Consider the following 22,652-nt stretch of genomic DNA (forward strand, 5'->3'; position numbering starts at 1 on the left):
ACGGCACCGAACCGGGGAAGAAGACCCCGCCCAGCCGTCAACCGTGCAAGAGTCCTCCCGGGCGGCGTGCGGGACGGACCGCGCGCCATCGAGCCCCTGGCCATCGGGGCTTCGCACGCCCCGGTCCGGAGCAACCACACGGGGAGCACGGCGTGAGCACAGTACGAGGGGTCGAGGCCCGCGGTACGCAGCACTGCGAGACGACAGCACTGGGCGTGCTGCTGCGGCACCAGGGGATCGACCTGTCCGAGCCCATGCTCTTCGGGCTCGGCTCCGGGCTGTCCTTCATCTACTGGGACAGCAAGAACATGGACTTCCCCTTCCTCGGGGGCCGCGTCAAGCCGTTCGAGCTGACCCGGAACCTGGCCGCCACCCTCGACCTGGAGCTGCTGGTCCGCGAGACCACCTCACCCCGCAAGGCATGGGCGGACGCGGCGGCCGGCATCGACGCCGGGCACCCCGTCGGGCTGCAACTCGACAGCTATCACCTGGAGTACTTCACCTCGAAGGTGCACTTCGGCGGGCATGTCGTCGCCCTGTACGGCTATGACGAGCAGAACGCCCACCTGGTGGACACCGAGCAGCAGGGCGGCGCGGTGTCCACCAGCCTGACCAGCCTCGCCGAGGCCCGAGCCGCCCGCGGCCCGATGGCCGCCAAGCACCGCTCCTTCACCCTCACCGCCGCGCAGGACCCGCCCTCCCCGCGCAGCCGCATCGTGCCGGCCGTCACCGCCTGCGCCGACGCCTTCCTCGAACCGCCCATCGCCAACCTGGGCCACCGCGGCATCGAGAAGGCCGGGAAGCTGATCGGCGGCTGGCTGCGGCGCACCGACGACCCGCAGCGCGACCTGCCGCTGGCCGCCCGTCTGATGGAGCAGGCCGGAACCGGCGGCGCCCTGTTCCGCAACCTCTACCGGGACTTCCTCGCCGAATGCGGTGAACTCCTCGACAGCGAGCACCTGCGCACCGGCCACCGGCTGTACGCCGAGGCGGCCACCGGATGGACGGAGGCCGCGGAGCTGATCACCAAGGCCGGTGAGTCAGGCGACGAGCAGCACCTGCTTCGGGCGGGTGCCCTCCTGCGCGAACTCGCCCGCGCCGAGCGCGAGGCCATGGAGGCGCTGCGCCGGCTGCGGGAGTGACGCGGCAGGACCGTGGACGGGCTGCGGCGCCTCACAGATCGTTGATCTTGAGGGACTTCTTCGCCTCCTGGTAGACGGTCTCGCCGTCCTTGCGCGACTTGCCCTCGGCGGGCATGTTCACGGTCAGCAGCCAGCGGATGCCCTTGTCGTTGACGTAGACCAGCTCGTGCCGGAACTTCTTCGCCTCCTTCGGCTCCCCGATGTCGGGTTTCGGCCGGAACGTGGTGGAGACCTCGGCCGCCTCCTGCCCCTGCTGCTTCGCCTCGGTGACCCGGGAGCGCACGTCCTCCATCGTGCTCGAGTAGTCCTCCTCCGCGCCCTCCTCGTAGAAGGTCTTCCAGGAGTTGGCCTCCTTGAGGGAGTTCTCCTCGATGTCCTTGCCGCTACGGGTCAGCTTCATGGAGACGACATCACCGGGGTCGGTGTAGGTCACGGCGCCGTCGTCCGCACTGCGCTCGTAGTCCTCCGGCACCGCCAGCCGGGCGCTCACCCGCGCGTCCTCGTTCCGCGTCGTCCAGCCCTCCGGCGCCCCGTCGGCGGTGAGGACGAAGAACAGGGTGAGCGCGGCGGCCGCCGCGACGACCACACCGGCGGCGCCGAACTGCCACGGCCGGCTGGTGCGCAGCTTGCCGCCGAACCCGCGCAGTCCCCGGCCGACGCCGCTGCCGCCGTCGGTGGCACCGGCCTGCGGCCGCGGGGCCTGCTGGGGCGGACGGGCCACGTCCGTAAGGGTCTGCCGGATCTCCGCGGCGTCCGGGCGCAGCCCCGGCTCCCGGCTCAGCAGCCGGGTGAGCAGCATCCCGAACGCGCCGGAATCGCTCAACGCACGCGCCGGGCGCTGCGGTTCGGCCGAGAGCACGGCCTGAAGGGTCGCCGGGCTGTTGGAGCGGCGGAAGGGCGAGACCCCCTCGACCGCCGCGTACAGCACCACCCCGAGGGACCACAGGTCCGACTCCGGTCCCGGCCGCTGGCCCAGCACCCGCTCCGGCGCCACGAACTCCGGCGAGCCGACGAAGGCGCCGGTCTCGGTCAGCCCCTGCTCCCCCTGGACCGCGGCGATCCCGAAGTCGGTGAGCACGACCCGGTCGTACCGGCCCAGCAGCACGTTGTCCGGCTTCACGTCGCGGTGCAGCACGCCCGTCGCGTGCGCCGCCTCCAGCGCCCCGGCGACGGCGAGCCCGATCCGGGCGGCCTCGCGCGCCCCGATGGTGCCCTCGTTCAGCACATCCGCCAGCGAACGTCCCTGGACCAGCTCCATGACGATCCACGGCTGCTCGTTCTCCACCGCGACATCGTGGATCGTCACCACGGAAGGGTGGTCGATCCGCGCGGCCGTCCGCGCCTCCCGGCGCATCCGGGCGTACATCGTCTCGCGCTCCTGCGCGGAGAGATGGTCGGGCAGCCGCGGCTCCTTGACCGCCACGTCCCGGTCCACCACCTCGTCGTGCGCCCGCCACACCGTGCCCATGCCGCCGTGCCCCAGCCGGGCCGTCAGCCGGTACCGGCCGCCGATCAGCCGCCCCGTCCCCGGCTCGGCGCCCTGCTCGGACGACGGGGCCGCGGCGATCTCCGTGGGCTCGTAGGCACCGGGCGCGGGACGGTGCTGCCCGGCCTGCTGCCCGGCCTGCGGGACGCCGGAGGGCGAGGCGGGCGCGGACGGCCCGGACGGCGCACCGGGTGCCGGGGACGGCGGGGGCGGGGCGGACGACGCCGACTGCGCGGGCACCCCGGGGTGCCGCCCCGCCGGTGCCCCCGCGGGCGGCTGCAGCCCATAACTGGTCGACTCGTCCAACCCGTCCCCCTCGTTCGCCATGCACCCACCATTACCGTGCTGGGCAACGCGATCGCCACTTTGTTCACAGACCTGTGACGTGGGCTTGTGCCGTGGGCCTCCGGGAGGGCCGAGGCGCCGCGGGGTCAGCGCGCGGCGGTCGGGCGGTAGGTGTCGGCCACGGCCTCGAAGTGCCGGTCGATCTCCGCCTTGTGGCCCTTGGAACCGAGCACGAGCAGCAGGTGGTAGCGGCCGTCCACGATCATCGCCCGGTTGCGCGCGTACACCTGGCGTCCTCCGGGCTCCCGCCAGGAGAAGGTGCCCTCGGCCATCGCCCGGTCCCCGACGTCGATGCGCCGCAGCCCGCCGGTGCTCGCCCAGTCCGCGGCCCGGTACGCGGCCAGCTCCGGCTCGTCCTCGCTCTGGTAGGCCATCGGATCCTTGCCGAACTTCCCGGTGCCATCCCGGCCGTTGACGACGACCATCTCGACCTCGCCGCCGTTGTAGCGCACCTGCCCGCGCCCGTTCGCGGAACGGCGGTCCCACTCCTCCGGCACGGCGATCCGGAATCCGGCCGGATCACGGCTGATCCGGTACCCGTCGGGTGCCCCGGGCCCGGTGGCGGGCGCGGAACTCCCGTCACCCCTGTCGCTCTTGCCGTCCTTGTTACCCTCGTTGCCCTTGCCCTCGTCGCTCTTGTCGCCCTCGCCGGCTCCGTCGTCGGACCCGCCGTCCCGCTTCCCCTCCGGTGCGGGACCCGGGTCGCGCTCCTCCGGCACCACGACCGAGCCGCGCTGGTTGTCCTTCCCCTGCTCGCCGCCGGGCAGGAACCAGGCGACGAACGCCACCGCCGCCGCCATGCCGAGCAGTATCAGCGTCAGGACGAGCACCCCGAGCCGCCGCGGGCCGCCGCCGCGCCTCCGGTCCGGGCCCTGGTTCCGGTCCGGACTCCGGTCCGGGTCGCCTCCCAGATCGCGGTCCGGGTCGCCTGCCGGGCTGCGGTCCGGGGCCCGCCCGCGCCGAGGACGCTGGTGTCCAGCCGGCTCCGCGCGCTCGGTGTAGGGCGCCTGCTCGTGGTGCGATGCCGGTTCCGGCTCGCGGGGCGCCGCCGATTCCGGCTCACGTCCGCGCCGCCGCACTCCCGCGGCCCGCTTCCGCCACCGCCGGCGCACCAGTTCGCCGCGGCGCCGCACGATCGGCAGCCGATGCGGATCGGCGGGTGCGCCCGGATCCAGGGTGAGCGGCGCCGTGACGGTCCGCAGGCCCACATCCGGCTCCGGGGCCGAACGGATGAGGGAGCGCAGCCAGCCCCGCAGCTCCTCGAAGTCCGGCCGCTCGGTCGGGTCCTGGCGCATCAGCGACTCGACCACCGGGCGCAGCGGTCCGCAGTCCTCCGCGAACGCGGGCGGCTCCGCACACACCATCTGTACCAACTCGGGCGCACTGTCCTCCGGGTAGGGCGCATGGCCCTGCACGCACCGGAAGAGCAGCACGCCCAGCGCCCACAGGTCGGCGGCCGGTCCCACCGGCGGCGCCAGCCGCCAGTTCTCGTACACCGGCCCCGCCTGCTCCGGTGCCCAGCGCTCGGTGACCGGCCCGACCACCGTCGTACGGGCGTGCCGGGCCCGCTCAGCCGCCAGTGCGGTCGCCGGCCCCCGGTAGCGGCTGTCGGCCGCCTCCGCACCACCCCAGACCACCTCGTCCTGCCCCGGGTATCCCCTGCCGCTCTCCCAGGCCGCCTCGTCCGGGCCCGGGTATCCCTCCTCGCTCTCCCAGGCCGCCTCACCGGGGGCTGCGGGCCCCTCCCCCACCGGTTCGGGCCCGGTCTCGCCGACGGCGTACCCGCGGGGGGCCTGGACCCGCGCCGGCGGCCCCGCCGTCCACGGCGCCGGCACGCTGCGGGTACCGGCGGGCCGGGGGCCGGGCAGCGCCGTGGGGCCGGTGCCGGGAGGGCCGTCCGGAACGGTGCCGTCGCCGGCTTCGCCGTACCGGGCGGAAGCGGCGTCCGGCGCCGGAGCCGGCCCGCCGGGGGCGGAACGGTCGAACGGCGGGGGCACGCCGTAGGGGCCCGCCGCATGCGGGCCGTAGATCTCGTCGCGTTCGACCTGGCGCGCCTCGCCCCCGGTCAGTTCGTCGGGGTGCACCTCGTCCTCGGCGGACGGCAGCCAGCGCACGTCGTCGTCGAGCGTGTGCGCCGGGCCGTGGTCCGCGGGGCCGCCGTCCGGGCGGGTGGACCACCAGTCGGTGCCCGGCAGCGGCCGGTCGGCCTCGCCCTCGTCACGGGCACGCAGCGCCGCGTCCCGGGTGTCGGCCACCGCGCGCTGCGCTCCTTCGCGGTACGCGGCGATCGCGCCGCGGCGCGCCGCCCGCGTGGAGACCTCGTCGGCAGGGCCCTCCCGGTCCGGCAGCCGCCCGCCGTGCGGACCGGGCGCCTCCGGTGGACCGGGCACGTCCTCCTGCGGCTCGATCCCCTCCCAACCGAAGATGCCGCGACGCCGCTCCTCGGTGCCCGGCACGTCCGCCGCGTGGCCGCCGTCCCGTGCGGTGAAGCCCTCGGGCAGCCGCTCCCCGGTCCAGGTGGCGGGCTGCGGTGCCGGGGCGGACGCGGGACCGGCTTCCGCTCCGGCCGCTCGCCCGTGCCGGGTACCACCGACCGGGGGCGCACCCGGCACGTCCGCGGCGGCGCGCGTGGAACCGGGTGCGGCGGGTCCGTGCGGGGGACCGGCCTGCGCGGCCGGCTCGGGATCGTCCGGCGCGGGCGGGGGCAGCGGGTCGTAGCCGCACAGTGCCTCCTCGGCGGCCCCCACCGCGAGCCCGGTGAGGACCGCGCGCCCGTCCTCGCAGACGAGCACCGTGCGGGCCGTGATGTTGCGGTGCACCCAGCCGTGCGCGTGCACGATCCGCAGGGCGGCCAGCAGGTCGGCGGCGATCTCGGCGGCGCGGTGCGCGCCCAGCGGGCGTTCGGCCAGCAGGGCCGCCAGGGGCCGGGCGGGCACCGACTCGCTCACTATCCACAGCCCGTCGTCCTCGACGAAGACGTCGAAGATCTGGTCGAGCCTGGGGTGGTCCGGAAGCTGCGCGGCGGCGACGGCGGCCTCCATCGCCCTGCGGACCGCGGGGTCCGCAGGGCGCCGGGTCAGCTGCGGGCCACTGCCGCGCGATCCGCCGTCCGGGCCCCGGCCGGGGGCGCCGTAGCCCTCGTCCACCACCTCGGCCTCGACGACCTCGGGCAACGGAACCTGGCGGACGAGGACTTCCTGACCGCTGGCGATGTCCCACGCGGGGGACTCGGCGAGTTCGTACGCGTCGGCAGGGGGCAGGGGAAGGCGGTAGCGGTCGACGAGCAGCCGACCGGTGTACTCCGCGTGCTCCTTCACGACGCCCTCCCCACCGCGCGCGAGACCGCCAATTCCGTTCGGTTCCGGCCTTCTTGCGGATAGCTACGGTCCGCGTCCTTCACAATACGTCCGGGAACCGGCTACGTCACCGCGCGTCGGCGGTCCGGTCCGCCGTCCTGACGGTTCCCCGGGCCGTTCCGGTGCGGCGTGGGCGCAGCCCGCGCACAGCGGGCGCGTGCCCCCGCACTCGTGCGCCGGGCGGATGCTCCGGGCGCGCACGGACTCGTACGGCGGGACTGGTCAGATATCGGAACCGAGGCGTCGGTCTGTCGTCAGCTGCCCGGCCGATCTGTCGTCAGCTGCCCGGCCCGAAGCCCCGTGCGCCCGTCAGGCGCTCGGCTCGAAGGTCCGGAACGCGGCCTTCCGGAGCGTCGTGCACGCCTTGTCCTCCCAGGCGTCGGCCTTGCAGGTGATGAGTATCGCGTAGCCGTTCTTGCCGTCGACCTTGAAGCCGCGGTCGAGCGCGTGCACCTTCGTGCCGTTCTCCTTGCGCAGGAACTGCCAGTCGGCCACGGTCGGGTAGTCGCGCCACTCGACCTCCTCGATGCCGAGCGACTTGTAGCCGGAGCTGGAGCCCTTGACCGCGGACTCCAGGTCGCGCCAGGCCCCGGCGGCATCGCCGCCGGGGCTGCTGGTGTGGTCGATCTGGATCCGCGGATAACCGCCGCCGGGCGGAGCGTACTTGCGGCCCGAGTTCTTGCCCGCTATCCCGGCGGGCTTCCAGTCCTCGGGCAGGGCGACGGAGAAGTGGAACCTGCTGTCCTTGACCAGCGCGTACCCGTCGGGCAGCGCGGAGCCGTCCTTCTCGCCCTTCTTGTCGTCCTTCCCGCCCTCGCCCTTGTCCTCGCCGCTGCTCCGCCCCTCGTCACCGTCGGAGGTGTCCCCGTCCTCCCCTGCCTTCCCGGCTGTGGCCTGCTCGCCCTCGCGGGTGCCGCCTCCGCCGTTCTCGGCGCTGCTGTCGGCCGCGCCGGACGCCTTGCCGCCGCCGTCACCACCGCTGTTCACCACGATCAGCACGATGACCAGGACGACGGCGAGCACGGCAGCCGCCGCGATCGCCAGCGTCCGGGGCGAGAGACCCTTGCGCAGCTCGGGCAGCTCCCGCAGGTCGCGCAGCGAGGTGATCGCGCCACTGCCCCCGCTCTCCGGCGGCAGCGCCCTGCCGCCGCTGCCCGGCCCCGGCAGCGGACCACCGCCGGAACCGGCTCCGGCACCAGACCCGGTGCCGGAGTCGGAGGAGCCCGCCGGCCCCTCGGACGCCCCGGAGCCCTGTGCATCGGCCGCGCCAGCACCGGAGCCCGCCGCATCACCGCTCTTCCGGCCCCGGGTCCCGCCCGGTGCCGCGGACGGCGACGCCGAGGGGTGCGGTGGTGCCGGGGGCGGCGAGGGCGTCGCGGAGGCGGCACCGGAGGAAGTGCCACGCCGGGAGCCCGGGCGGGCGGGAGGGGCGGCATCGGCGGACGTGCCGTCCGTGCCGCCGCCCCGGGCCGGGGAGCTGGAGCCGGGGCGTTCCGGGGCTCCGGTGGTGTTCGCGGCGGCCGAGCCGGCGCCCACGGCACCCGCCGCGTTGCGGACCGACTTCAGGGCGCCCCGCAGGCGTTCGCCGGAACCGGTGCCCTCCGAGCGGCGCTTGCGCCTGCCGCCGGTGGTCCCGGCGCTGTAGGCGGGGCCGCTCGCGCCGGCGCCGCCGGCCGCTGCGGCCGAGCCCTTGCCGCCCGGTGCGGCCGCGGGCGGCACCGGAGGCAGGACGGAGGTGCGCTCGGCGCGGCTCTCGGCGTCCCGTCCGCCGGACGGGTCCAGGGGGCTGCGGTGCCCGGAGGCGACCGGCTCCAGCAGCAGCCGCGCCCCGTTCACATCGAGCCGCTTCTCCGGCTCCTTGACCAGCAGTCCGGCGATGACCTCGCGCAGTTCGCCCGCGTGTTCGGGATACGGCACGGGTTCGGTCATCACAGCCGTCAGGGTGGAGATGGCCGAGCCCTTGTCGTAGGGGGGATGGCCCTCGACGGCGGCGAACAGCAGGCCGCCCAGCGACCACAGGTCGGCGGGCGGGCCCGGGGGCTTGCCCCGCGCCCGCTCGGGAGAGATGTAGGAGGGAGCGCCGACGAGCATGCCGGTGGAGGTGACGGAGGGGTCGCCCTCGACCTTGGCGATGCCGAAGTCGGTGAGGACCACCCGGCCGGTGCCGTCCTCCAGCAGTACGTTGGAGGGCTTCACGTCGCGGTGCAGGATGCCCTCGCGGTGGGCCGCGCGGAGCACGTCGAGGATGGCGAGGCCGACCTCGGCCGCGCGCTGCGGGTTCAGCGGGCCGTCGTTCTTGATCTTGTCGCCCAGGGAGCGGCCCTCGACCAGCTCCATGACGATCCACGGCCGGCTGTCCTCGTTGACGACGTCGAAGACGGTGACGGCGCTGCCGCTGCGGATCCTCGCGATGGCCTTGGCCTCACGCAGGGTGCGGGTGATGAGCCGCTGCTTCTCCTCCTCGTCCACGCTGGAGGGGAAACGGAGCTCCTTCACGGCGACCCGGCGGCCCAGGACTTCGTCCTCGCCGCGCCAGACAGTGCCCATACCGCCGCGCCCGAGGACCTCCCCGAGCCGATAGCGCCCGCCTACCAGCCGTCCCGCGTCCTCGCTCATGAATCCCCTTGTGTCCCCTCTGCGTGAGAGCCCGCCCCCGGCAGAGCCTTCATTGTGAACCATCACCCCGACAAGACGTGTACGGGGGCAGCACAGTTACACCACAGCCCCACCACTCCTCACCGGGGTTCACACGCCCAACAGTCGTCGCGGCCATGACCAGCCCAACGGGGGACCCGCGACGGGCCCCCCGGCGCCGCGGCGCTCCCGCGCAGCCGGCTACACGGGCACGATGTCGGGTGCCCCCAACCGCGCGGCGTCCGCCGTCTGGTCGTCCGGCTGAAGCTGCGACTCGCGCTCCGCCTCGACCCGCTTCTGGTAGTGCTCGACCTCCCGGTCCACCTGGTCGGAATCCCAGCCCAGCACCGGTGCCATCAACTCGGCGCACTCCCGTGCGCTCCGTGCGCCCCGGTCGAAGGTCTCGATGGAGATGCGCGTGCGGCGGGTCAGCACGTCGTCCAGATGACGGGCCCCCTCGTGCGTGCAGGCGTAGACGACCTCCGCCTTGAGGTAGTCGTCGGCGGCGGGCAGCGGCTCGCGCAGCGCGGGTTCCTTCGCGATCAGGTCGAGCACCTCCTCCGTCATCGAGCCGTAGCGGCCCAGCAGATGCTCCACCCGGGCCACATGCAGTCCGGCACGCTGCGCCAGGCGCGCGCGTCCGTTCCACAGCGCGGCGTACCCCTCGGCCCCGGCCAGCCGCACCTCCTCGGTGACGCACTCGGCGACCCGGTGGTGGAGTCCGTGCACCGCCTCGTCCACCGCGTCCTTGGCCATCACCCGGTAGGTCGTGTACTTGCCGCCCGCGACGACGACGAGCCCGGGCACCGGGTGGGCCACCGTGTGCTCGCGGGACAGCTTGCTCGTCGCCTCCGACTCGCCCGCCAGCAGCGGCCGCAGGCCCGCGTAGACGCCCTCCACGTCGTCCCGCGTCAGCGGGACCGCCAGCACCTCGTTGACGTGGTCGAGCAGGTAGTCGATGTCGGCGCTGGAGGCGGCCGGGTGCGCCTTGTCCAGGTCCCAGCCGGTGTCCGTGGTGCCGATGATCCAGTGCCGGCCCCACGGAATGACGAACAGCACGCTCTTCTCCGTCCGGAGGATGAGCCCGGTCGTGGAGTTGATGCGGTCCTTGGGGACGACGAGATGGATGCCCTTGGAGGCGCGGACGTGGAACTGGCCCCGCTCGGCGATCAGCCCCTGGGTGTCGTCCGTCCACACGCCGGTCGCGTTGACGACCTGACGGGCCCGCACCTCGTACTCGCCGCCCTGCTCCAGATCCTCGATCCGGGCGCCGACGACACGTTCACCCTCCCGCAGGAAGCCGACCACCCGCGCACGGTTGGCCGCGCGCGCCCCGTACTCCGCCGCCGTGCGCACCAGCGTGGCGACGAAGCGGGCGTCGTCCACCTGCGCGTCGTAGTACTGCAGCGCACCCACCAACGCCCCCTTCTTCAACGCGGGAGCGGCCCGCAGCGCATGACGGCGCGAGAGATGGCGGTGCCTCGGCAGACCGCGGCCGTGCCCGGAGGAGACCGACATGACGTCGTACATCGCCACGCCGGTGCCCGCGTACAGCCGCTCCCAGCCGCGGTGCTGCAACGGGTAGAGGAACGGAACCGGCTTGACCAGATGCGGCGCCAGCCGCTCCAGCAGCAGCCCGCGTTCCTTGAGCGCCTCGCGCACCAGTGCGAAATCCAGCATCTCCAGATAGCGCAGACCGCCGTGGATGAGCTTGCTGGAGCGGCTGGAGGTACCCGACGCCCAGTCACGGGCCTCCACGATCCCGGTGGACAGGCCGCGGGTGACCGCGTCCAGCGCCGTACCCGCGCCGACGATGCCGCCACCGACCACCAGCACGTCGAGTTCGGTCTCGGCCATCCTCGCCAGCGCGTCCGCGCGCTGCTCCGGTCCCAGTGCCGCTGTCCTCACTGCTGCCTCCCATGCTGCTCGACTGGTGCTCGTCAGTACTCGGACACCGCCCCCGTGGTCCCCCTGACGATGGTCCCCCATTCCCGCGACTTTGGCCGAGCCTCGGCCCCGCTGAGTGCGCAATCCGACTTGTCTGTCATATGGGCTCTTAACCTTAATTTGCGCCGCTCGCCACTCCCGGTGCTGCCCGGGGACGGAACCGGGACGATAAGGGGAAGGGAAGACCGCTGTCATGCCCGCAGATCTCGCCGTGCTGGGACTCGCCCATTCGGGGCTGCCGCTCGCCCAGGCAGCGACAGCGAACGGAATCAGCACCATCGGGTACGACCCCGACCGCGGTGTCGTCGCCGATATCGGCGCGGGCCGGCCACCGGGAGACGCGCCGCTCGCCGCCGCCGAGGTACGGCGGATGCTCGCCAAAGGCTTCGGCGCCAGCAGCGACCCGGCCGTCCTCGGACAGGTGCGCACCGCCGTCATCTGCGCGGCCACCGCACTCGGCCCCAACCGGGCACCCGACCTGAGCGCCGTCCGCACCGCCGCCCGCACCCTGGCCGCCCGGCTGCGCCCGCGCACCCTCGTCGTCGTCGAGTCCAGCGTCCACCCCGGCTGCACGGAGGACGTCGTACGGCCGCTGCTGGAAGAGGGGTCCGGGCTGCGGGCCGGGCGCGACTTCCACCTCGCCTGCTCACCCTCCCGGGTCGACCCCGGCAACCGCACCCACGACTACACCGCCATCCCCAAAGTCATCGGCGGCCTCACCCCCGCCTGCACCGAAGCCGCCGCCGCGTTCTACGGGCGGCTCACCAAGGTCGTCCGTGCCCGGGGGCCGCGCGAGGCCGAGACCGCCAAGCTCCTGGAGACCAACTACCGGCACATCAACATCGCCCTCATGAACGAGATGGCCGTCTTCTGCCACGACCTCGGCATCGACCTGTGGGACGTGGTGCGGTGCGCGGAGACCAAGCCCTTCGGCTTCCAGTCCTTCCGGCCCGGCCCCGGCGTCGGCGGCCCCAGCGTGCCCATCGACCCCAACTACCTCTCCTACCACAGCCGTTCGCTGGGCTACCCGCTGCGCATGGTGGAACTCGCCCAGGAAGTCAACGAACGCATGCCCCGCTACGTCGCCCAACGCGCCGCCGTACTGCTGAACGAACACGGCAAATCCGCCCGCGGCGCACGCATCCTGCTGCTCGGCGTGACCTACAAACCCGACCTCGCCAGCCAGGAGGGCGCCCCAGCCCGCGAAGTCGCCGGCCGCCTCAAAGAACTCGGCGCCCAACTCAGCTACCACGACCCCTACGTGCCGCAGTGGCGCGTCGCGGGCCGGCCCGTACCCCGCGCCGACGCACTGTACGAGGCCGCCGCGGACGCGGACCTCACCCTGCTGTTGCAGCATCATCGCCGCTACGACCTGCAGGGGCTCGCCGCGAAAGCGCAACTCCTCCTCGACACCCGCGGAGCGAGCCCCACCGGTGCGGCACACCGCCTCTGACCCCGCTGCCGGGGCCCGTTCCGGCCCGTGCGTCCCGCGATGCACCAGGAGAAAGGCGGACCACGTCACCCGACCGGGCTCCGCCGTGCACCACCGCACCGCCCCCTGGCACCTCCCGCACATCCACCCCCGTGCCGCCCGGAGGTACGGATTCTCGATCTCCGCTGACACCGTGCCGGAGACCGGGTACCGTCCCTGATCACTCATCTGTTCGACCGCGCACGCACCCTCGTCCGCGAGCAAGGGCCGGTGCCCACAACGAGGTACGGGAGCCGCCAGGTGGACGCCCTCCACGACATACGCCCCAGGCTGCGGGCGGACGCACTGTTCACGGCGACCGACCATGGAGTGCTCCTCCAGTACCCCGAAGGCCAGTTCGTCCTCAGGGGGCGTACCGCCTACGCGTGGATGTGCCGCCTGACGCCGCATCTGACCGGGGCGAACACGGTCGCCGAGCTCTGCGAAGGGCTGCCCGGGGAACACGCCGACGCCGTCGTCGGAATCGTGCGGACGCTGCTGCAACGCGGCGTCGTGCACGATCTGCGCCCCCCGGAGCCGACCGCGGGTGCCGGAGGCGGGCCACCGGCCGAGGCGATCGCGGCCCGCTTCGCCGACCAGCTCGCCTACCTCGACCATCAACTCCGCGGCTCCGCGACCGCGGCCTTCACCCGCTTCCGCGACACCCGGGTTCTGATCGCGGGCCGGGGCGAGGCCGCCGAGAGCTGCGCCGCGACCCTGCTGCGCAACGGGCTGCGCACCGTCACACTCACCGGTGGCCCCGAACTCTCGGCGCGGCTCCGACCGGAACTCGAAGAACTGCACGCCGCCGGCTGCGACGCCGAGGTGCTGCCGCGTCGGGACCAGGACGACAGCGGCGGGCCGGACCACGCCGACCGGGATGCGGACGTGGTCGTGGCGTGCGGGACGGGTCCCGGAGAACTGTTCGAACGCAACCGCGCGGCGCTCGATGGCGGCCCCGCGCTGCTGCCGCTGACCGTGCTGGACGGCACGGCGGTGATCGGACCGCTGGTGCCCGGCCCGGGGCACGGCGAGGGGGCGGCCGACCGGGAGCGCGCCGCGGGCTGCTGGCAGTGCGCCGTGCTGCGGCTCGCGGGCGGCCTGGAGCCGGCAGCCGCCGCGGCTTTCCTGCGGGCCATCTGCACGGGACGTCCGGCCGCCGGGCCCGACACGCAGCTCGCACGGATGCTCGGTACGACGCTCGCGTTCGACGTCTTCCGGCACCGCACAGGAGCCCTGCCCGCGGAGAGCGCGGGCTCCCTCCTCCTCCAGGACAGCGCGACCCTGGAGACCTCCCGGCAGACGCTGCTCGCCCACCCCGACTGCGAGGCGTGCGGCGAGCCGCCGGCCGCCCGCAGCGGAAGCAGCCCGTCCGCCGAACCGTGCCCACCCGGCGGCTCCGGCCACGAACAGGAAGGAGCCCAAGGACGGGAGAAGGTGCTGTTCGGTACGTACGCGGGAGTGTTCCGGCGCTACGCCGACGACGCTCTCCCGCAGTCCCCGCTGCGCTCCGCCGCCGTGGAGGTCGCCGCGCCCGGCCCGTCCGCGCTCCCGGCACGGACCGTCACCGCCTTCGCTCTCGGCACCCAGACCGACGCACGGACGGCGGCCCGCACCTCCGCCGCGCTCGTGTACGAGTCGCTGCTGCACGCACACGGCATGCCGCGCAGCGCCGCGCCGCACCTCGCGGACTCCTCCTGCCTGCGCGTGCCCGCCCACGAACTGAGTACCTGGAGCGGCATGGCAGCCCCGGACGGGCCGGACGGCGGCGACGGTCAGACGCCGTGGTTGCGCGCGTGGCGGTGGAATCCCACCGCGCGGCAGACACCTGCCGCGGCCGGGCCGACCGTCGCCGTCCCGGCCGCAGCGGTGCACCCCGGCGGTGCCCTCAATCGCGACCGCCGCTTCGAACCAGGCGGCGCCGGTGCGGGCGCGGGCTCCACCCTCGAGGCCGCCGCGCGGGCCGGACTGCTCTCGGCCCTGGCCTTCGAGGGCGTCGTCGCGGCGCTGCGTGGAAGCGCCGCCGCGCGCATACTGCCGGTCGACGCGGCGGCCGACGGCGACGCGGGCTTCCTGCTCCGTTCGCTCGGCCACCTCGACCAGCCGGTGACGCTCCTGGAGTTCCCGGGCGCGGCCCCCGCGTACGCCGTTGCCGCGCTCGCCACCGGCCAGGCCCCCGCCGCCGGCCCGCCGCCCGCCGGCCCCGCCCCGGCGCAAGGCCCCCGCACCACAGCGCCGCCCGGCCACGGCACTGCCCAGCCAGCGCACCACCGCACCGCCCAGGCGCTGGGCCACGGCACCACCCGAGCCGAGGCCGTCGTACACGCCCTGCGCGATCTGCTCGGCACGCTTCAACTGGCCCACGACGGACAGGAGACGGACCTCGGCACCCCCTTGATGCCCGGGTTCGACGCCGATGCCCTGCGAGACGACGCGGAGGCCCTCCGGGCAGCGGCCGCACCGCCCGCTCCCCTGCCGGACGCCGGTGCGGGCCCGGCTTCCTCCCGGCAGGAGCCCGCGTGGCCGCGGACGGTGCCGGGCCGGGACGTGCTCGTCGCGGTGACGACACCCCCCGACCTGCGCGCGGGCGGGATGGAGACCGTACGGGTGCTGTTGCGGACGACCCCGGAGGGACCGGAGTGAGCTCCTCCGCCCAGGCTCCACCGGAGAGCGACCGGCTCCGCGTCGAGGAAGAGTTGGCGCACCGGCTGCGCGCGGCGGGCCCGAGCGCCCCCTCCTGGGCCCTGCACGTACGGCTGCTGGGCGTGTCCGACGCCTTCGCCGCCCCCGACGATCCCCCCGACCCCCTCCCCGGGGCCGCCCTCGTTCCGGTACATCTGCACGGCAGGTACGCGCTGCTCGGGCCCATCGGACCGGTGCGGCCGACTGCCGGACGGCCCTGCTTCCACTGCGTGGCCACCCGCTGGCAGGCGCTGCGGCCCGCCGTGGAACGCGACGCCGTCGAGCGCGGGCCCCGGGCGCCCCACCACGCGGCCGCCCCGAACCCGTATCTGACCCCCTTCGCTCTCGACATGCTCGCCCACCTGGTCGCCTCCGTGCTCGCGACCGGCCACCGGGAGCCGTCCGACGCCGGCGTCGGCACCGTCCACCGGCTCGCGCTGGACACCCTGGGCGTGGAACGAGCCCGGCTGCTGGCCGACCCCGCCTGTCCCCGGTGCGGCGGACACGAGGCCGCTGTCCCGCGCTCCGCCAGGAGCGCGGCCATCCCCCTGCGGCCCGGGCTTCGCCCCCCACCAGGCTCATCCCGGCTGCTGAGCCCCGCACAGGCGGTGCCCCGGTGGGCCGCCGACGCGCTCGCCAACCCCGTGTGCGGGGCGCTGGGGACAGGCGTGCGGCCGGACCGCGAAGCTCGCAACACGGCCCCGGCGAGCGGCCGATTCGCTGTACGCGGCGGAGCCCGCCTCCTCGACGTGCACTGGAGCGGGCATGCCGACACCTACCGGGACAGCGGCGCCCTCGCCCTGTGCGAGGGGCTGGAGCGGCTGGCGGGCTTGCGCGAAGGCGGCCAGGCACCGGTCCGCGCCGCCCGGTCCCGGCTGCGGCACCCTTCGGTGGACCCGCGGGCCTGCGGCCTTCCCCCGGCGGACTTCTTCGAGGGCGCGGCCTCGCAGTTCGCCCCGTACGACGAGGACCTCGTCCTGCCGTGGGTGTGGGGCTGGTCGCTGCGGGACGAGCAGCCGGTGCTGGTGCCCGAGCAGATGGCCCGCTACCGGCTGGCCGGCCCCGGCCCGTACTTCGCGGTCGAGACCTCCAGCGGGTGTGCGGGCGGCTCCTGTCCGGAGGAAGCGGTGCTGCACGGGCTGTTGGAGGTGGTGGAGCGGGACGCCTTCCTCGCGGCCTGGCTCGGGCGGGCCAGGCTGCCCGCGATCGCGGTGGAGAGCTGCCGCTCTCGCCCGCTCCGCTTCCTCGCCGAGCGGATGCGGCGCGGCGGCTACCGGCTCCGGCTGCTCGACAACCGGATCGACGTACCGGTGCCCGTCGTGACCGCGGTCGCGATCCGCGAGGACGGCGGACCGGGCGCGCTGTGCCTCTCCAGCGCCGCCGCGCTCGACCCCGAGCGCGCGGCCGAGTCGGCGGCGCGCGAGGTCGCCAGCCAGCTGTCGGGCTTCGCCGAGCGCACCGTCGCCGACCAGGAACGGCTGCGCACCATGGCGCGCGACTTCGGCCTGGTACGCGAACTCGCCGACCACGCCGCGCTCTACGGCCTCCCCGAGATGAAGCCGCACGCAGAGTTCCTCCTCGACTCGCCGGAGCGGCCACAGCCCTGGACAGAGGTCTTCCGCGACGGCGGGCACGCCGCCGGCCGCGCGGAGGACGGCGGCGCACCGCCCGCCGTCGAACTGTCCGCCGCCGTGCGCCACTGCCGGGACCTGCTCGCGGCCCGGGGCTTCGACACGATCGTCGTCGACCAGACGGGGCCGGAACAGCGGGCGACCGGAACCAGCGTGGTGCGGGTGCTGGTGCCCGGACTGCTGCCGATCGACTTCGGCGCACGGCGACACCGGGCGCCCGGTATGGCCCGAGCCCGCACCGCGCTGCGCAGCGCCGGGCTGCGCGACCACGACCTGACCGCGGAAGGGCTCAACCCGGCTCCGCACCCGTTCATGTGAGGGATGAGAGGGAAGGGGGAATGGTGCACAGGGTGCCCGACAGTCCGGAGCCCGGCCCGGCCATGGACGGCGGTGCCGCGACCGTCACCCGCTATCTGGACGCGGTGCTGCGGCGCGCCTCGGTCCCGATGGAGGCCGAGCCCTTCGAGCCGGACTGGCAGGACCGGCCCCGAAGCCACAAGGTCTACCGCGGAGCGCCCGGATTCCCGCTGCCCGAGCGGGTGCCGCAGCCCCCGCTGGAGCTGGGTGAGGTCCTCCTGGACCGGCGTCCCGGACGCCGTCCTGACGGGGAGGCGGTGTTCACCCTGCCGCTCCTCGCGGGCATGCTGCGCCACTCCTACGGCTGGCTCTCCCGTCGTCTCCGGATCGACCCCAACCCCGGTCGGCGCGGCCAGGCGGCCTACTCGAACGCGGAGTGGGCCCGTGGCAGCGCGGCCGGTGGCGGTCTGTACCCGTGCGAGCTGTACTGGGTGTGCGGCCGGGGCGGCGGCCCGCTGCCGGGCGTGTACCACTACGAACAGCCCACCCACTCCCTCCGCCGCGTCGCCACCGCGCCGCTCTCGTCCCAGGTGCGTGCCGCGTCGGGACTCGGCGCGGACACAGCGGAGCAGTTCCTCCTGGTGACCACCCGGCTGTGGCAGAACGCCTTCAAATACGGGGAGTTCGGCTACCACTGCGTCACCATGGACCTCGGCTGCCTGCTGCGGACCTGGCAGACCTGGGCAGCCGCCTGCGGCATCGAACTGCGGCCGCTGCTGTGCCACGACGAACCGCGACTGGATCACCTGCTGGGCCTGGACCCCGCCACCGAGAGCGTCCTCGCCGTGGTGCCACTGCCCTGGCGGCGCCCTGCCGACGACGTACCCGAGGAGGGCGCCCACGACGGCCCGGACCCGCGCCCGGCGCCCCCGCGCCCTCCGGCCGTCACGGCAGACGTGGCCGAACGGTCCTCTACCGTCAGGCGATTCCCCGCGGCCGAGGCGGCCCACCTCGCGGCGGTCCACGACCTTCGGCCGTTCCCGGCACCCGAGACACTGGCCGAGGCGGCACACGTGACTCCCGCCCGGACCGGGCCCGGTACGCGCGGTACATCCGGTACCCCCGGCAGGCCGGACTCCCTGACCGCCACCGTCCCGTTGCCCGAGCCCGCCCCGCTCTCCGGCGGTGTCGCAGCGGCGCTCACCGACCGGCGCAGCAGCTTCGGCCGGTTCTGCGCGCACCGCCCGCTCGGCACCGAGGAGCTGTCGGCGCTGCTGAGCGCGGCCGCCGCCGGACGCCGGTTGGGGACCGGCCAGGCTCCGCTGACCCGGGCGGCGGTCTTCGTGCAGCACGTGGCGGGTGTGCCGGCCGGTCCCTACCTGCACGACCCCGCGGCTCACGCCCTCGTCCCGTTGCCCGGCCCGGCACCGCACCCGTTCCTGCAACGGGCCTACACGCTCACCAACTACAACCTCGAACAGGCCGCCGTCGCCCTGTTCGTCCTGGCCCGCCCGCACGCCGTCATCGCCGCCGCGGGACCGCGCGGCTACCGGCTGCTCAACGCCGAGGCAGGCGCCGTCGCCCAGGCCGTCTACCTCGCCGCGGCCGCCCTCGGAACCGGCTGCGGTGCCGCGCTCGGCTTCGACTACGAGGCCGTGCACACGGCCCTCGCACCCGCCGTCGGCACCGGCACCTGGCCACTGCTGCTCCTCATGGCGGGGCACGAACGCCCCGGCAGGGCCCGCTTCGACGCACCCGTCACCCCTCGCAGCCCCAGCCCCCGCACGGAGGGGACCGACCTGTGACGCCCGCCATCCCCTCCCCCGCTCCCTTCGTCCTCGCCCCCGACTTCGTCCTCCGCGTCGCCGGGCTGCCACTGTCGGCCCTCGGCCCGCTGCGCGCCCGGGACACCGAGGCATGGCTGCGGCACGCGCTCACGCTGGAGGACGAGGCGGCGGCGCTCGCACCCGAGGCGGAGGACGCCCTCGCGGAGGCCGTCGCCCAGGCCGGCCGGGCAGCCGTCAGACGCGAACTGCTCGCGCTCCGCCGCGACATCCACAACGCCCGCACACCCCGGACGGAGCGGGCCGCCGGTCCGGTACCACCGCCAGTCACCCGCTGGCTGTCGGTGCGCAGCCGCTACGAGGACGCACTCGCCGCCGCCGAACGGGCCCTGGCCGGCGAACTCGCCACAGCCCGCTCCTGGCTGCACACTCTCGCCCGCGACCCGGTCCTCCGCGCCGGCATCCAAGCGGCCTCCCCCTCCCTCGACGCCGCCCTGCCCGCATATCTGGCCTCCGAAGCCACCACCCCCGGGGACAAGCGTCGCAGGAAGGCGGAGCGCGCCCTGGTCTCCTACGTCTACCGGGCGGCGCTCAAGACCAGCCCCTTCAGCACCTTCACCTCCCTCTCCCGCGGCCGCTTCACCGAATCGGGGGAGGCCCTGCGGCTCGGTCCGCCGCCGAAAGGGCAGGACGTGCGGCCCCTGCTGCGGGCCCGGCCCAACCTCACCGCCGTCCACGAAATCGCCCGCGCGGCTCTCGAGGACCCGGCCACGCGCGCCGCGCTGCCCTTCCGTGCGGTGGGCGGGCGGCGCAAGGCCGGCGGGCGGCTCCACTACACGCGCCGCCGCTACCGCGAAGTCGACCCCGGCATCACCCTGGCCGCCCCGGGAATCCTCTACGAGGAGCCGTTCCGGCTTCCGGCGGGCCCCGTCCTGGAGGAGGCGCTGGAACTCCTCGAGATCGCTCCGGGCGACGGGCTCACCCTCCCGCAACTCGTCGACGCCCTGCACCGGGCCGATCCCGACCGCAGGCCCCGCGACCAGCTCTTCCGCTACCTGGACCGGCTGGTGGAATGCGGCCTGCTGGTCACCCCCGCGCTCGCCCTCGACGTCCACCACCCCGACCCGGTGGCGGCACTGGCCTCCCGGCTGCGCGAACTGCACGGGCCGACCGGTGCGCCCGCCCTGCTCGCCGAAGACCTCGACCGGCTCGGGGCCCTCGCCGGCGCGCACCCCCTGACACCACCCGAGGAACGCTCCCGGCGCACGGCAGCACTGCGTGCCGCGACCGCCGCCACCCAGCGCAGACTCGGCCGGGCGGAGCCCGTCGTGCCCCGCACGGCCGTCTACGAGGACGCCGTGCTCGCCGGGTCGGGAATCGCCGGCCGTGCCGCGTGGGAGGACGGACCGCTGCCCGCGCTACGGCGGTTCGCCCGGCTGCTACCGGCCTTCGACCTGCTGCTCGGCGACCGGCTGCTGGCCCGCGCACACTTCCGGTCCCGCCACGGCCCCGGCGGAACCTGCCAGGACGTGCCGGGCTTCGCACACGACCTCTACCGGACGTGCGGCCACCTGCTGTCGGACCTTCGCACGCCGCTGGGCACGCTCACGGCGGACGGCACCTACCAGCCGCGCGCCAATCCGCTCGCGGCCCCGGACATCGCGGCGCTGAGCGCGGCCCACGAGGAGTTCGCCCGCACCGTGCGTACCGCCCTCGACGCGCACCCACCCGACGCGCCCGAAGTCGTCCTGCCCGACGAGGCGCTGGAGCGGGCGACGGCCCTGCTGCCGCCCGAGAGCGGCACCCTGCCGCGAAGCTACGCGTGCTATCTCCAGTGGGCCGGGTCCACCCCGCACACACCGCGCGCGGTGCTCAACTGGGTGCACACCGGCCTCGGGCAGCCCCTCGCCCGCTTCGCCCGCTCCTTCACGCCCCGACCGCAGACCGAGCACGCGGTGACCGAGGCACTGCGTGCACGGCACGAGGAACTGTCGCCGCCAGGCGCCGTCTTCGCGGACCTGAGCGGTGGCTACGACACCTCGAACGTCACGCTGCGCCCCGCCCTGGCGCCGTACCGCCTCGTCGGTCCCGCCGACACCGGGCACGGGCCGCCGTCGGGACGCCTCCCCGTCGAAGAGCTGACCCTGGTCGACGACGAGGAGAGCGGAGAGCTGCAACTGCGCTCGGCGCGCCTGGGCAAGCGGGTCGTACCCCTGTGGCTGGGCGGTCTGGTGCCCATGGCGCTGCCCCGCATCCAGCGCACGCTGCTGACGCTTTCACCGGCGTCCATGCCGATGGCGGGCGACGTATGGCAGTGCCTCGACCGTGCCACGGTGCCGGCCCACCGCCCGCGCGTACGCTGCGGGCCCCTGGTGCTGACCCGCCGCTCCTGGCACTTCGAGCGGGCCGGGCTGCCGCCCGCGCAGCCCCCGGCCGACAGCGCACACGGCCTCCTGGCCCGGCGGCGCTGGTGGCAGGCGGCCGGGCTGCCGACACGGGTCATGGCCCGTACGGACACCGACACCAAACCTCAAGCCGTGGACGCCGACAGCCCGCTCTCCCTCGCCCTGCTCGACCATCGGCTGCGCGGCTGCTCCCAGGCGGTCTTCACCGAGCTCCTCCCCGACATCGACGAAGCAGCGCTGAGCCTGGACGGCAGCAGCCACGTCTCAGAAGTGTGCGTCGAACTGGACGCCGCGCCCACCACTCCGCACACCGACCCCGCACCCGGGAAGGAGATCTCCCGATGACGACGCCCTCCCGGCAGCACGGACGGGTCACGCCTCTCAACGTCGACGACCGCTCACCCACCGCACTGCGGCCCGGACAGTGGCTGTCCGCACACCTCTACTACTCCGCCGACCGCGACCCGCTGCTGGCCGACTGCGTCCGCCCCCTCTTCGCCCGGCTGCGGCGTGAGGGCCTCGCCCAGGGCTGCTACTTCCTGCGGCACTGGCTGGAGGGCGCCCACCTACGGCTGCGGATACAGCCTGTCGACCTCGACGCCGTACCCGCCCTCACCCGCATCGTCGAAGAAGACGTCGGCGCCTACCTGCACCGCCACCCCGCAGTCCACGACCCCCGCACCGAACTGAGCGACGACCTCTACCGCCGGCGCTTCCACCTCGAGTTCTCCGAGGCCCAGTGGAACGCCCGCTACGGTCCGGACGCCACGCGCATGCCGCGCCGCCCCGACAACACACTCGCCTACCTCGACTACGAACCCGAACTGGCACGCTACCGCGGCCCCGCAGGCGTCGCGCTGGCCGAATGGCACGCGGAGCACTCCAGCGACCTCGTCCTCGACCTGCTGGCCTCCGCCGCCACCCGCAGCGGCAGCGCACGGCTGGGCACCGCCGCACAGCTGATGGCGGCCCTCGCGCTGTCGGTGCTCCAGGACACCGACCGTGCCGTGGCCTTCTTCGACGACCGCATGGCCGCCTGGCAGACGCTGTTCCACGAGCGCTACAGCAGCTACGACGACGCCTACCGGCGCATGGCGGGCCCGCTGGGCGACAAGGTGGCGACACTGTGCACGGGCATACTCGGCGGACGACCCGAGCGCCTCACCGGATACCTCCGCCGCTGGGCCGAACACGGCGGCGCACTGCGGACCCGCATCGACGAAGCCGCCCGGCGCGGCGAACTGGTCTCCGACACACGCGCCGGGTCGGTTGACCCCGACGCGGCCCGCAACGTGCTGCTGGCCCTCTTCACGCACATGCTGTGCAACCGGCTCGGGGTGACCGCGAGCAGCGAGGACTACCTGGCCGCCATGCTGCGCCGCGCCCTGGCCGAACGTGGGTGACGGTACTCCGACTGCTCGGCGACGGCTCTTGACCCTGACGAACGCACGTCTCCACAATGACGGGCACCC

11 protein-coding genes are annotated in these 22,652 nt (G+C 74.6%); 7 read left to right on the forward strand and 4 right to left on the reverse strand.

Features of this window, described 5'->3' with window-relative positions; genetic code table 11:
• The first annotated feature begins 152 nt into the window (after positions 1–152).
• Positions 153–1,142: a BtrH N-terminal domain-containing protein gene (locus P2424_RS26690; RefSeq protein WP_276478251.1), complete on the forward strand. Its 990-nt coding sequence runs from the start codon at positions 153–155 to the stop codon at positions 1,140–1,142.
• Between the two features lie 31 nt (positions 1,143–1,173).
• Here P2424_RS26690 and P2424_RS26695 read toward each other — a convergent pair whose 3' ends face one another.
• The 4 genes from P2424_RS26695 to P2424_RS26710 form a co-directional block, all read right to left on the reverse strand.
• Complete coding sequence (locus P2424_RS26695) at positions 1,174–2,955, reverse strand: serine/threonine-protein kinase (protein WP_276478252.1); 1,782 nt, start codon at positions 2,953–2,955, stop codon at positions 1,174–1,176.
• 104 nt (positions 2,956–3,059) lie between these two features.
• Entirely contained in the window at positions 3,060–6,290 is a 3,231-nt protein-coding gene (locus P2424_RS26700) for a protein kinase (RefSeq protein ID WP_276478253.1), read from the reverse strand.
• Between the two features lie 348 nt (positions 6,291–6,638).
• A complete protein-coding gene (locus P2424_RS26705) occupies positions 6,639–8,945 on the reverse strand; it encodes a serine/threonine-protein kinase (protein ID WP_276478254.1) in 2,307 nt (768 codons plus the stop codon).
• 219 nt (positions 8,946–9,164) lie between these two features.
• Entirely contained in the window at positions 9,165–10,871 is a 1,707-nt protein-coding gene (locus tag P2424_RS26710; protein ID WP_276478255.1) for a glycerol-3-phosphate dehydrogenase/oxidase, read from the reverse strand.
• Between the two features lie 232 nt (positions 10,872–11,103).
• Here P2424_RS26710 and P2424_RS26715 point away from each other — a divergent pair, with 232 nt between their 5' ends.
• The 6 genes from P2424_RS26715 to P2424_RS26740 all read left to right on the forward strand — a co-directional run bounded on the left by P2424_RS26715 (position 11,104) and on the right by P2424_RS26740 (position 22,583).
• A complete protein-coding gene (locus tag P2424_RS26715; protein ID WP_276478256.1) occupies positions 11,104–12,363 on the forward strand; it encodes a nucleotide sugar dehydrogenase in 1,260 nt (419 codons plus the stop codon).
• A gap of 249 nt (positions 12,364–12,612) precedes the next feature.
• Positions 12,613–15,024 carry a hypothetical protein gene (locus P2424_RS26720; RefSeq protein WP_276478257.1) on the forward strand — a complete coding sequence of 804 codons (2,412 nt, stop codon included), beginning with the start codon at positions 12,613–12,615 and terminating at the stop codon, positions 15,022–15,024.
• On the forward strand, positions 15,021–17,012 hold the full coding sequence (locus tag P2424_RS26725) for a TOMM precursor leader peptide-binding protein (RefSeq protein ID WP_276478258.1): 1,992 nt from the start codon (positions 15,021–15,023) through the stop codon (positions 17,010–17,012). Before P2424_RS26720 ends, P2424_RS26725 begins: the two co-directional genes overlap by 4 nt.
• 32 nt (positions 17,013–17,044) lie before the next feature.
• Positions 17,045–18,796, forward strand: coding sequence for a nitroreductase family protein (locus tag P2424_RS26730; protein ID WP_276478259.1), 1,752 nt, complete (start codon positions 17,045–17,047; stop codon positions 18,794–18,796).
• Positions 18,793–21,525 (forward strand): lantibiotic dehydratase, encoded by a 2,733-nt coding sequence (locus P2424_RS26735; RefSeq protein WP_276478260.1) that lies wholly within the window; start codon positions 18,793–18,795, stop codon positions 21,523–21,525. The genes P2424_RS26730 and P2424_RS26735 overlap by 4 nt, the downstream gene beginning before the upstream one ends.
• Complete coding sequence (locus P2424_RS26740) at positions 21,522–22,583, forward strand: lantibiotic dehydratase C-terminal domain-containing protein (RefSeq protein WP_276478261.1); 1,062 nt, start codon at positions 21,522–21,524, stop codon at positions 22,581–22,583. Before P2424_RS26735 ends, P2424_RS26740 begins: the two co-directional genes overlap by 4 nt.
• Positions 22,584–22,652: the final 69 nt, after the last annotated feature.

Source organism: Streptomyces sp. WMMB303 (assembly GCF_029351045.1).
Classification (GTDB): domain Bacteria; phylum Actinomycetota; class Actinomycetes; order Streptomycetales; family Streptomycetaceae; genus Streptomyces.

Excerpts from the sequence above, each read along its gene's own strand:
- P2424_RS26695 (WP_276478252.1), bottom strand. The coding sequence starts at position 2,955 with ATGGCGAACGAGGGGGACGGGTTGGACGAGTCGACCAGTTATGGGCTG.
- P2424_RS26705 (WP_276478254.1), bottom strand. The coding sequence starts at position 8,945 with ATGAGCGAGGACGCGGGACGGCTGGTAGGCGGGCGCTATCGGCTCGGG.
- P2424_RS26715 (WP_276478256.1), top strand. The coding sequence starts at position 11,104 with ATGCCCGCAGATCTCGCCGTGCTGGGACTCGCCCATTCGGGGCTGCCG.
- P2424_RS26740 (WP_276478261.1), top strand. The coding sequence starts at position 21,522 with ATGACGACGCCCTCCCGGCAGCACGGACGGGTCACGCCTCTCAACGTC.